General features: G+C 55.7%; 12 protein-coding genes and 1 tRNA gene. 8 read left to right on the top strand and 5 right to left on the bottom strand.

Features of this window, described 5'->3' with window-relative positions:
* Positions 1-85 precede the first annotated feature (85 nt).
* The 4 genes from CW742_RS02470 to CW742_RS02455 form a co-directional block, all read right to left on the bottom strand.
* The gene (locus CW742_RS02470) at positions 86-946 is read right to left on the bottom strand and encodes a coiled-coil protein (protein ID WP_292416042.1); all 861 of its coding nucleotides are present in this window, start codon (positions 944-946) and stop codon (positions 86-88) included.
* A gap of 424 nt (positions 947-1,370) precedes the next feature.
* A complete protein-coding gene (locus CW742_RS02465; protein WP_292416040.1) occupies positions 1,371-1,622 on the bottom strand; it encodes a hypothetical protein in 252 nt (83 codons plus the stop codon).
* Between the two features lie 128 nt (positions 1,623-1,750).
* Positions 1,751-2,923, bottom strand: a complete 1,173-nt coding sequence (ftsZ, locus tag CW742_RS02460) for a cell division protein FtsZ (protein ID WP_292416038.1) — start codon at positions 2,921-2,923, stop codon at positions 1,751-1,753.
* Between the two features lie 13 nt (positions 2,924-2,936).
* Positions 2,937-3,116, bottom strand: coding sequence for a type II toxin-antitoxin system ParD family antitoxin (locus tag CW742_RS02455; RefSeq protein ID WP_015285751.1), 180 nt, complete (start codon positions 3,114-3,116; stop codon positions 2,937-2,939).
* Positions 3,117-3,312: 196 nt separating this feature from the next.
* On the opposite strand from CW742_RS02455, the gene CW742_RS02450 reads away from it, so the two are divergent.
* The 3 genes from CW742_RS02450 (at position 3,313) to CW742_RS02440 (ending at position 6,279) form a co-directional block, all read left to right on the top strand.
* Positions 3,313-4,320 carry a histidinol-phosphate transaminase gene (locus tag CW742_RS02450; RefSeq protein ID WP_292416033.1) on the top strand — a complete coding sequence of 336 codons (1,008 nt, stop codon included), beginning with the start codon at positions 3,313-3,315 and terminating at the stop codon, positions 4,318-4,320.
* Positions 4,308-4,931, top strand: a complete 624-nt coding sequence (locus tag CW742_RS02445; RefSeq protein ID WP_292416031.1) for an NTP transferase domain-containing protein — start codon at positions 4,308-4,310, stop codon at positions 4,929-4,931. The genes CW742_RS02450 and CW742_RS02445 overlap by 13 nt, the downstream gene beginning before the upstream one ends.
* 100 nt (positions 4,932-5,031) lie before the next feature.
* Positions 5,032-6,279 carry a TIGR00300 family protein gene (locus CW742_RS02440; protein ID WP_292416029.1) on the top strand — a complete coding sequence of 416 codons (1,248 nt, stop codon included), beginning with the start codon at positions 5,032-5,034 and terminating at the stop codon, positions 6,277-6,279.
* A gap of 3 nt (positions 6,280-6,282) precedes the next feature.
* Here the strand turns inward: CW742_RS02440 and CW742_RS02435 are convergent, their stop codons facing one another.
* Complete coding sequence (locus CW742_RS02435) at positions 6,283-7,269, bottom strand: archaeosine biosynthesis radical SAM protein RaSEA (protein ID WP_292416027.1); 987 nt, start codon at positions 7,267-7,269, stop codon at positions 6,283-6,285.
* 257 nt (positions 7,270-7,526) lie between these two features.
* On the opposite strand from CW742_RS02435, the gene CW742_RS02430 reads away from it, so the two are divergent.
* The 5 genes from CW742_RS02430 to hypE form a co-directional block, all read left to right on the top strand.
* The gene (locus tag CW742_RS02430) at positions 7,527-8,630 is read left to right on the top strand and encodes a hypothetical protein (RefSeq protein ID WP_292416025.1); all 1,104 of its coding nucleotides are present in this window, start codon (positions 7,527-7,529) and stop codon (positions 8,628-8,630) included.
* A 94-nt stretch (positions 8,631-8,724) separates the two neighbouring features.
* A tRNA-Ser gene (locus tag CW742_RS02425) sits at positions 8,725-8,809 on the top strand.
* Between the two features lie 181 nt (positions 8,810-8,990).
* Positions 8,991-9,215 carry a HypC/HybG/HupF family hydrogenase formation chaperone gene (locus CW742_RS02420; RefSeq protein WP_292416023.1) on the top strand — a complete coding sequence of 75 codons (225 nt, stop codon included), beginning with the start codon at positions 8,991-8,993 and terminating at the stop codon, positions 9,213-9,215.
* Positions 9,215-9,553 carry a hydrogenase maturation nickel metallochaperone HypA gene (locus tag CW742_RS02415; RefSeq protein ID WP_292416021.1) on the top strand — a complete coding sequence of 113 codons (339 nt, stop codon included), beginning with the start codon at positions 9,215-9,217 and terminating at the stop codon, positions 9,551-9,553. The genes CW742_RS02420 and CW742_RS02415 overlap by 1 nt, the downstream gene beginning before the upstream one ends.
* A 3-nt stretch (positions 9,554-9,556) precedes the next feature.
* Positions 9,557-10,334 (top strand): hydrogenase expression/formation protein HypE (gene hypE, locus CW742_RS02410; RefSeq protein WP_292416019.1); only part of this gene is annotated, 778 nt, incomplete at its 3' end.

Genomic DNA, 10,334 nt, shown 5'->3' with positions numbered 1-10,334 from the left:
CGCCCCTCTGTCATTGTACTATAAAAATGCCGTAAATCTATTAAATCATTGCTGGCGGCAGAAAAACAAAAAAGGAGTGAAGAGATCAGATGAGTTTTGAGCGCTGGAGGAGCAGGATATCGTCAGTGGTAAGTTTCTCGCCGGCGCGGAAGTTCTTGAACAGGCTCTCTGCTTCTTTCCGGACAGCCTTCTGTTCCTTGGTGACCTTGACCTTCTTGGTCTTCTTGCGCAGGCCGGAGATGACCTTGTCGTAGTCGCGGAGTTCTTTCTGGCAGGCGATGAAGAACTTGTGCTCGGAATCTGCGGACTCCTGTGCCTCGACAAAGCTCTTGTGGGCGGCATCGGCAGCTTCACGTGACTTGTCGGCCTTGCGGTAGGATTCGACCATCAGGTCGTGGTGCTTCTGGGCGAGCTCTGCTACTTCGGTCACCTTCGCGTGGAGGTCGGATGCAGCCTTCCGGAAATCCCGTGCCTCGGTGATCTTGGTCCGCATCTCCTTGTTCTGCTCGAGCTCGGCCTCCTGTTCGCGGACCTGGCCTTTCATCTGCTTGATCTTCTCGATCAGCTCGCGTTCCTTGTCAGTGGTGAAGACCTCGGTCTGCTGGCGGTACTCCATGTACTCGATCTGCTTCTGGAGTTCCTTGACGCCGCGGTTCTTCTGGGTGCCGTGTTCCTTCTTGAAGGACTCGATGTCCTCGAACAGGACGTTTGCCTTGTCGTTGAGCTCGTTTCTCTGGGCCTTGATATCGAGGACTTCCTGGTTGTACTTGTCCCGGAGGTCCTTGTTCTTCTGCGCCTCTTCGACAAACTCGCGGGTCTGGTTATTTAAGGTGTTCCGCTCGCGGGCGAACTTGCTGGCATTCGCATTCAGCTCGTTCCGGTGGTTTTTGTGTTCTTCAGACTCAGCAAGGGTTTTCTTTCTCTTTTCCATCAGGTCATTCAACATGCGTTACCAACTCCTCATCAGATTGTCCTTCCTGGGAAAGCACACACCAGTCCGTGCGAGATCTCCGGAATCACGGGAGCCTTGTGCTGGCTTCCCGACCCGAAAGTTTGCGTGCTCTGCATACAGGATGCAGGACGAAAAACATCAGAAAAGATACTTAGCGCAGAATTCAGGGAAGACTCCGCTTCGAAGTCTTTGTTCGACACTCTGTTCATGATGTTCAACTCCCGATACCGGGGCATTATCATTCCTGCGGAATGTCGCCCCCATTCTCCCAGTGAAGGATTGGTCGAATGTACTATATTTTAAAGGAGGAGTGGGCTATTAAGTGTTTCGCCGTGACTCCGGCTGAAACGGGGGCTTTTTTTATCGGGTGTTGGGAATCCTGCCATCACAACCGGGCACATCATACAGCGGCCTGCGGTTATTCCCGGGGCACATCTCCCGCCACTACTTTACCATTCAGGATGAATGCTGCCCGCTGTTCAGGGGTCATGGCCGGGAGTCCCCGTGACCGGATCTTCTTCACGTGCTCGTGAAGAGCTTCGCGCAGCGCTGTACGCACCGGTATCCCCCGTGCCCGGAGGAATTCCAGGTCGCTTTCAAAGAGTTTTGCGCTCTGCAGGTTCACTTCCCGGACCGGGTTCTCGTTTGTGATGTAGCGTCGTGATGCCATGGCGATAATCTCCTGCGTTTTTATAAAATGGCAAAAAGGGTGTTAGTTGGTATTTGAGGGACCAACGGATTTTGGATTATGGATTTTGGGGTTGGGCTGGAATGGTAATTGATTCAGGTTGTGCGTGGTTAACCGACCCATTCAAGGACGCCGCCACCGCTGGGCTGGTCTCTGCCGCCGCTGGTCCTGCGCTGTACGGGCATTTCGACTGCGCGGGGGTTGGCGCGCTTGGCGTCGATCTCCTGGACAACGGTCTTGTAGGACTGGCGGGTGCCGAGGATCTGTGCGCTCTTGACGCCGGTCATGATCGCGAGGACGCGGATCTTGCCTTCCATGTCGGGCCGGACTCGGGCACCCCAGATGACATCTGCGTGGGGGTCGAGCTCGTACGTAAGCGAGGTTGCGACTTCCTCTGCATCCTGCAGGGTAAGGTCCGTGCCGCCGGTGATGTGGATCAGGCTGCCGGTTGCTCCGCGGTAGTCGATGTCGAGCATCGGGTTGGAGAGGCACTCGCGGACAACGCTCTCTGCCTTGTTCTGCTGCTTGCTCTCCCCGACGAGCATGACGGCAACGCCGCCCTTGGACATGATGGCGCGGACATCAGCGTAGTCGATGTTGATGAGCGACGGCTCGGTGATGGTCTCGGAGATACCCTTGACGGTCTCACCAATGAGCTGGTCCATGACCGAGAAGGCCTGGCCGAGCGGCAGGTTCGGGACGAAGTTCTTGAGGCGGTTGTTGTCGAGGACGATGACAGAGTCTGCTGCGGAGGCGAGTGACTCGAGACCCTCTTCTGCACGGATCAGGCGCGCCTTCTCGACCTGGAACGGGTAGCTGACCATCCCAACGACGATTGCGCCCTGTTCCTTTGCAATCTGTGCGACAACGGGTGCAGAGCCTGTACCGGTACCTCCACCCATACCTGCTGTGATGAAGACGAGGTCTGCGGATTCGAGGATTGCCTCGAGTGTCGGGCGTGCCATCTCGGCTGCCCTCTTACCGACATCGGGGTAACCACCGGCGCCGAGACCTTTGGTCAGGGACTTGCCGATGAGGATGCGCTTGTCAGCCTGGATCATGTCCAGGTGCTGCTTATCGGTGTTGATGGCGATGGTCTCAGCACCGGAAACACCCATGTGGTGAATACGGTTCACGGTGTTGTTTCCTGCACCACCGCAGCCGATAATAACGATCCTCGGCTGGCCGACAAAGTCATCTTCCATTGCATTTGCACTGCCGGGCTTGTTGATCTCTTTTTCCAGCTCGGCATTTTTTAAAGCGTCGTTGATTATACTCTGCATTTCTACTACCCTCTCAAACCTTGAATGAAACCTGGTCACTTTCCTTAAGGACACGACTCGCTCGTTTTTCAACAAGTTCACGGACCGCTGCCCGGACCGCTTCTGATACATTCGGGTATTCTCCCGAATCCACCATCTGCTGGAGCAGGTTGATCTGCTGTTCTGGCAACCGGAGCGTGATTCTTTGCATCATTGTATCTCACATTTCTGACATATGTCTGGCATTTGTCGTTCATATGTCAGACAAAGAGAACCCTTGTGTCTGACTTAACCAGATGATTCTAACTAACACGTTTGCCTATAAATACTTTTTTCTCTGCCGGCAAAGGCGGCTTCACAACGCATTTATGGCAGAATTACCAAGTATTTGAGAAAAGGAGCGGAATTCTTTGGTTGCCGGCTTTCCGGAACGGGTCGTACATGGGGGAATCGGGAAGCGGCAGCAGGAAAAAACCCGTAAATCCGTGCTGGATTTCAGCGCGAGCGTTAATCCCAGCGTCCCCCGGTTCGCGTGGCACCTGGACCCTGAGTGCCTGAAATATTATCCGGATGACTCCTATTCTTCGCTCAAGGACCGGATAGGGAAGGTCTTCCACCGCAATCCTGAAGAGATATGCGTGGGAAATGGGTCCATCGAAGTGCTCCGGGCATTCTGTTCAGTACGCTACCGCGACCCGGAAATCCCCCGCACATTCTTTGCAGAATCCCCGACATTCGGCGAATACGAACTCTCCGCCGCACTTGCCGGTGCTTCCCGCGTCACAGATCCCCGCAGCGCATCCGTGCAGTTCCTCTGCAATCCCAATAATCCCACAGGGCAGCTGGTCTCAAAGGATGAAGTCAGGATAAAACTCTCCGCTGCAAAAGATACTGGTTCCATCCTTTTCTGCGATGAGGCATTCATCGAGCTCTCCGATCCGCAGCAGAGCGTAGTCGATATCCGCGACGCCTCTCTCTTTGTCCTGCGCTCGATCACCAAGTGCTTTGCCGTCCCGGGTATCAGGTTTGGTTACGGTTTTGGCGATCCGGATCTCATCCGGAAGATCGAGACAGCCCGCTCGCCCTGGTGCGTGAATGCCTATGCCGAGGCCTATGCTATGGAAGCGCTCCTTCATCTTGATGAATTGGCTGCGTCCAGGGCAGCAATTGAACATGAGCGGGCATTCCTGGTAGCAGAGCTGGAAGCGCTCGGCATGAAGTGTACCCCCACCCGCGCAAACTACATCCTGTTCGATTGCGGACAGAATGCATCCCCGCTCTGTGAGATGCTTGCGGATCATGGCGTTCTTGTCCGTGACTGTACGTCCTTTGGCCTGCCAACCTGCATCCGAATCGCGGTCATGTCCCGTGAAGAAAACCGGGCCCTCATCGAGGCATTTAGAGCATGCGTGCACTGATTATGGCCGGAGGTTCCGGCAGCCGGCTCAGTAGCGGGGAAAAACCCCTTGCCCTCATCTGTGGCCGGCCCATGATCGCATATGTCATTCACGCCTTTCAGAACGCCGGGTGTGAACCGGTTGTTGCCGGCTCCCCGAAGACTCCCATGACGGCAAACTGGTGCCGGGCAAATGGTATTGTCTTCTGCCGTACGGATGGACGTGGCTATATCGATGATATGGTCCAGGCCGTACGATCGCTTGACGAGGACGGCCCCCTTTTCGTATCGGTTGCAGACATCCCCTGCATCACGGAATCCGTGGTGCTATCCATCAGGCAAGCCTACCAAAAATCCGGAAAAGACGCGCTTTCAACCTGGGTGCCCGCAACAGCGGTGACCAGCTGCCGCGAGAGTATGCCCTACCGCGAAAAGATCGGGGGCACAGAAGCGAGCCCGGTGGGTATTAATATCATCCGCGGGAATCGTGCCGGTGAAGAACAGGACGAGTATCGTCTTCTTGTAAACGATCCCCGTCTTGCCCTGAATGTCAATACGCCGGCAGATTATGAACGTGCTGAGGCGTTTATACGGCAGAATCCGTCCCCTGACCGGCCGGTTCAAATAGAATAATCCGAATTCTTCCCAAATTGAGTTTATCAAAACAGAATACGAGAGGTTAGGGTTTCTTATGGAAGGCATATTAAGGATCATCGCCCTAGATTTCTGTAGTATGGTAGAGACGCAGGAGATCGAGCTTCGGGGCCATATCATTGCTTCCGGTGTCATGATGCAGCTCACGGACCGGGTCATGGATATGGGCGGAAACTTCGAGATCCTTGTCTTTGAAGTGGGTAAGAAAAAGACCGATACGAGTTACGCACGGCTTCGCATCGGCGCATCCGGCAAAGAGAAACTCCATGCCATCCTTTCGGAAGTCCACCGTCTCGGTGGCAGCCCGGTCGAAGTAAAAGACATCCGCCTCGTCCCTGCCGAAGCTGACCGCGTTGTTCCAAAGGGCTTCTACACCACATCCAACCACCCGACGCAGGTGAAATACAATGGCGAATGGGTTCCGGTCGGCTCTATCGAGATGGATTTCCTCATCGTCGTTGACCCTGACAGGAAGACGGCAACCGCCATGCCCCTTGGGAAGATCCGGAAAGGCAACCTGGTGGTTGTCGGGGAACAGGGGGTCAGTGTTACCTATCCCGAACGTCCCCGCGAGCAGAGCACGTTCGAGTTCATGCACGGAACGGTCTCGTCCGAACGCCCCAGCGAGACGCTTATCGCCCAGATTGCAAAAGAGATCCTCGACCTTCGGAAGAAAGGCGGTAAGATCGCCCTTGTCGGCGGCCCGGCAATCATTCATACTGGCGCGGGAAATGCCGTGGCATCCATGGTCCGCAACGGGTACATCGATGTAATCTTTGCCGGAAATGCCCTGGCAACCCACGATATCGAGAACAGCCTGTACGGAACCTCGCTCGGTATGGACATTACCACCGGCAAGCCGGTTACCGGGGGTCACAATCACCACCTGTACGCCATCAGCGAGATCATGCGTGCCGGATCGATCCGGAAAGCCGTGGAAAAAGGCGTGGTGAAAAACGGGATCATGTACGAGTGCATAAAACACAATGTGCCGTATGTCCTTGCAGGTTCCATCCGCGATGACGGGCCGCTGCCAGATGTCATCCAGGACGTCATGGTTGCCCAGGATGCCATGCGTAAGCACATCCATGGCTGCAGCATGGTGCTGATGGTGGCAACGCTCCTCCATTCTATCGCGGTCGGCAACTGCCTCCCCTCCAGCGTCAAGACCATCTGCGTGGACATCAACCCGGCCCATGTGACAAAACTGATGGACCGCGGGACTACCCAGGCTATCGGAGTAGTGTCGGATGCCGGAACCTTCCTCCCGCTGCTTGCCCGGCAGCTTGAGATCCAGAGCCAGGCAGCAGCCACCGGAAAAAAGTAATTTTCATCCCGTCAGCGGCATGCAGTACGGCCTCTCGTTTTCGAGGACATACTGCCACTCGTTTTTACACGCACACTCTGTCTCAAGCAGCGCCGCGATGAGCTCACGGTCGGCATTCAGGGAATAGTCCCGTATACCCCTGACAATCTCGTAATCACACTTCCCGCAGTTGTGCGGCCCGCGCTTCTGTCCCCCGCCGAGTGGGTCGCAGGTCATGTGCACGGGCGCATTCTTCAGTAAGTTCAGGACGCTCCACAGGTAGGGCGGCCGGTACGCCCCGCGTTTCCAGTAGTATTCCAGTTCCGTGCTCCGCTGGACGGTGCAGGGATTCATGGAGACGAGATCGGCATACGGGAGGATATCCCGGAATGTCGTCTCCATGTCCCGGGTTGCTTCCCCTTCCGTCAGGAAGAGCGGTTTGAAGAGAAGATATGCCTTGACGCCGGCACCGGCAGAGCGGGCAGCTGATGCAGCATTCGTAAAGTCAGAGAAGGAGAAGCCCTTGTTGATGCATTTTTCCCGGATGAAATCATTGCTTGTCTCAAGTCCTATTGCGCAGTAGAGTGGCGTCTTCCAGCTCCCGTCATCAAGGCTTTCAATGAACGGGACCAGAGTTTCTCGGCTGATATATTCAGGGCGTGTCTCCGCGATCAGTAATTTCCCATGGAACGCAGTGGCAACATCGGCAAGAAATGCCGGGGGGACCTCTACCGGGTCGAAGAAACTCCCGGAGGTGAAGATCTTTACCATCCGGTACTCTTCCGGCTTGTTTTCCCGGATTACCCATGCCAGCTGGGCGCGGAGGCGGGAGAGAAGTTCGCTGCAGTCGGTTTTCCCGTATCGCTCATGCCGGTAACTGCACATCCGGCACTTTGACCAGCTGCAGCCACCGCTTTTGAAGATGATGGTGAGGCAGTCCAGTTGTTCACTGCCGTGCCTCTCTTTCCCCCGCCAGGAGGCGAGGGGCTTTTCCGGTGTTTCCACGTTCATTTCTATCGTATGTGTTGGTCCGGAGGGATGAAATACACTCTGCTGGCGACCCCCTGTATTGGCCACTATGCAGGAAAGGGTACGGGAACATTTTCAGAGAGCCATAGTGATCGGGCAGAGTTGCACCAGTCTCCGCAGCGATCCTGCATCAGGAGAATGCTATTATATCCACGAAACTTACCATTGATCGAAACATGACCCTGAAATAAGGTTTCCGCTCATGGGACGGTTAATCCGGGGTCAGCGGGGAATAGTGAATGAAAAAGGCTGTACTGCTGATCATGGGACTTCTGTTGCTGTCAGCCCCGGTGCTGGCATACCAGATCAACATCCAGGCACCGGATTCTGTGTCAGTAGGGAAACCCCTTGTCGTGACCGGCATAACAACATTCGGGACCGGGACCCCTATAGATGTTGTCCTGTATTACCAGCTGACAACGACCACCGAAGTACAGCGCAAGATCGCCTATGTCCTTTCCGACAAGAGTTTCCGGACCGTGTTTGATACCACCGGCCTGAAAACCGGAACCTATAAAGTCGAGGTCCCGTCAACGGCAAACAGCGACGATGTCACCATGCGCATGGTCACAATCTACGACCGGTCAGCAGATATCCATCTTGACACGCCTTTAACCCAGGAATTTACCGGCAAGATTTACCTTTCCGGGGACATCCGTGGACTGGAGAATGCCGGGATCCAGGTCGAGGTCATTGATCCCTCCGGGGCCGTGGTGTTCGGGCCGCAGTACGTCCACACGGACAATAATGCTCATTTCGCGTTCGAGGTAACGGTTCCCGCCCCGGGCTCCTATGAAGTGAGTTTCACGGATGCACGCGGGTATGCCGGCTCACGCACCATCACCACCACGAATTCCGGCAGCGGTGTTATCGCAACGCCCGTGCAGACTGTTGCTCCCGCGGGAGGCACCTCCGGAATTCTGTCGGCCCAGGCCCGGTCCTCGCGGGGATCGCCGGCCTATTTCATTGTTCGGGCCAGCAGCGGCCCGGTCACCCTGTATACCTCAAAGACCCTTGACTGGGTTGTCGAGTACAGCGATGATTCCGGGATCCTCCATATGGTGAACGAACAGGGAGATCAGAACCCGGAACGTGTCGAGATCCTCGGAAACGGCCAGACCCTGTACTTCAAGATCTACCCGTACCAGTATTCTGTTACGGATGATGTTTTCCTCTTTGGCGAGAATGTGGGGTTGATTGACGTGAGCCGCACGGTCCCGGCGCCGTTCCGGTCATCCGGGGATATGTCTGCCTCGGAGACACAACGGGCCTCCCTCTTCCCCCTGTTAGGGGCAGCAGCCCTTGCAGCAGGCATCTTCCTGTGGAACCGGTCACGCACCTGACCGGTTGGCAACCGGGCGTTATTCCGGATCGCCCTGCACCTGTCTTTTTCTAAAGAAGCCTTTTTTATATATCGGAGCCAACATATGGAGCACTGCCGGGGTAGTCTAGTCCGGGAAGGCGGTAGCCTTGAAAGCTACTGGTGCCCTGCACCTCAAGAGTTCAAATCTCTTCCCCGGCGTTATTTCCTGTTTTTGGTAACGATGGTCATGATCGAACACCTGTTTCATTGAATGTTCATTGTCAGGTCTGCCGGCTGTGATCTCTTTTTTAGGCGAGCATTCCCCTGTGTTCCCTTTCAGTGTTTTTATGTAATGGGAACGCCCACAGTACCATTCAGACACTCTTTGAGAGGACTATCGATGTGTGTTGCAATTCCCGCAGAAGTCATTGAGATCAAGGATGGAAATATTGGCGTCGTGGACTACGGCGAACTCAGACAGGAGGTGCGGCTTGACCTCGTTGACGTCAAGGTCGGGGAATTCGTCCTCGTCCATGTAGGGTTCGCTATCCAGCGCCTCTCCCGCGAGGAGGGCCTCGAGACCCGGGCACTCTTCAAGGACGTCTTTTCCGCTATGGAGAACTGATGCACGAGTACTCCATTGCATATGACCTGTACGCTACGGCACGGACTGCCGCGCTCGGGCACAAGGCGACAAAGGTCATGAAGATCAATGTCGAGGTCGGGAAGATGGCAATGGTGAACCCGGAGCAGGTTGTCTACCTGTTTGACACCATCAAAGAGGATGACCCCCTGTTCCATGACGCTGTGCTTGACTGTAAGGAGATCGAGCCGCAGACCCGGTGCCCGTGTGGGTACGAGGGTAGTGAGGTCTATGTCTGCCCGAAGTGCGGGGCGCTTCCCGAGCTGGTGAAGGGACGGGAGATTGTTGTGACAAACATCGAGATCGATATTGAGGATTAAACCATGAAAGTCAACATGATGCACGGGGCCGGCGGTGAAGTGATGGGCGAGCTCTTACAGACGCTCACGAAGTTCAAGCACAACAATGCCGGCGGGATCGGTCTTGAAGCGCTCGATGACGGGGCCGTGATCCCGTTTGCCGGGGAAAATTTAGTCTTCACCACGGATTCGCATGTTGTCCGCCCCATCTTTTTCCCGGGCGGGGACATTGGCCGGATCTCGGTCTGCGGCACGATCAATGACCTTGCCATGATGGGGGCAAAGCCTATAGCGCTCTCCTGTGGGATGATCATCGAGGAAGGTTTCGATACTGCCGACCTGGAACGGATCGTTGCCTCCATGGACGAGGCGCTCGGAGAGGCCGGGGCAAGTATCGTCACGGGCGACACGAAGGTCGTGGAACGCGGGGCGCTGGACGGGATCGCCATCAACACGGCCGGTATCGGGATTGCGAAGAAGGTTGTCCGGGATAACGGACTCGTTCCTGGCGATGTGATCATCGTCTCGGGCACGCTCGGTGACCATGGCCTTGCCATCATGGCGCATCGCGAAGGGTTCGACCTTGGCGAACAGATCCTCTCGGATGTCTCCCCCCTCTCCGGCATGATGGAGAAGGTCCACGAAGCCGGTACCATCCATGCCATGAAAGATCCGCCCCGTGGCGGTTTCGCGAGTGCCATCAACGATGTGGCAAAGAAGGCCGGCGTCTGTGTCCGGATAAAGGAAGAACAGGTGCCCCTACGGAAGAATGTCGTAGGCGCAGCCGCCACGCTCGGCAGCG

The sequence above is a fragment of the Methanoregula sp. genome (genome assembly GCF_002835825.1).
In the GTDB taxonomy this organism is placed as follows: domain Archaea; phylum Halobacteriota; class Methanomicrobia; order Methanomicrobiales; family Methanospirillaceae; genus Methanoregula.
This window is presented reverse-complemented; position numbering and strand designations above follow the sequence as displayed.

Excerpts from the sequence above, each read along its gene's own strand:
- CW742_RS02415 (WP_292416021.1), top strand. The coding sequence starts at position 9,215 with ATGCACGAGTACTCCATTGCATATGACCTGTACGCTACGGCACGGACT.
- CW742_RS02470 (WP_292416042.1), bottom strand. The coding sequence starts at position 946 with ATGTTGAATGACCTGATGGAAAAGAGAAAGAAAACCCTTGCTGAGTCT.
- CW742_RS02420 (WP_292416023.1), top strand. The coding sequence starts at position 8,991 with ATGTGTGTTGCAATTCCCGCAGAAGTCATTGAGATCAAGGATGGAAAT.
- CW742_RS02445 (WP_292416031.1), top strand. The coding sequence starts at position 4,308 with ATGCGTGCACTGATTATGGCCGGAGGTTCCGGCAGCCGGCTCAGTAGC.
- CW742_RS02440 (WP_292416029.1), top strand. The coding sequence starts at position 5,032 with ATGGTAGAGACGCAGGAGATCGAGCTTCGGGGCCATATCATTGCTTCC.
- CW742_RS02455 (WP_015285751.1), bottom strand. The coding sequence starts at position 3,116 with ATGATGCAAAGAATCACGCTCCGGTTGCCAGAACAGCAGATCAACCTG.
- ftsZ (WP_292416038.1), bottom strand. The coding sequence starts at position 2,923 with ATGCAGAGTATAATCAACGACGCTTTAAAAAATGCCGAGCTGGAAAAA.
- CW742_RS02430 (WP_292416025.1), top strand. The coding sequence starts at position 7,527 with ATGAAAAAGGCTGTACTGCTGATCATGGGACTTCTGTTGCTGTCAGCC.
- CW742_RS02435 (WP_292416027.1), bottom strand. The coding sequence starts at position 7,269 with ATGAACGTGGAAACACCGGAAAAGCCCCTCGCCTCCTGGCGGGGGAAA.
- CW742_RS02465 (WP_292416040.1), bottom strand. The coding sequence starts at position 1,622 with ATGGCATCACGACGCTACATCACAAACGAGAACCCGGTCCGGGAAGTG.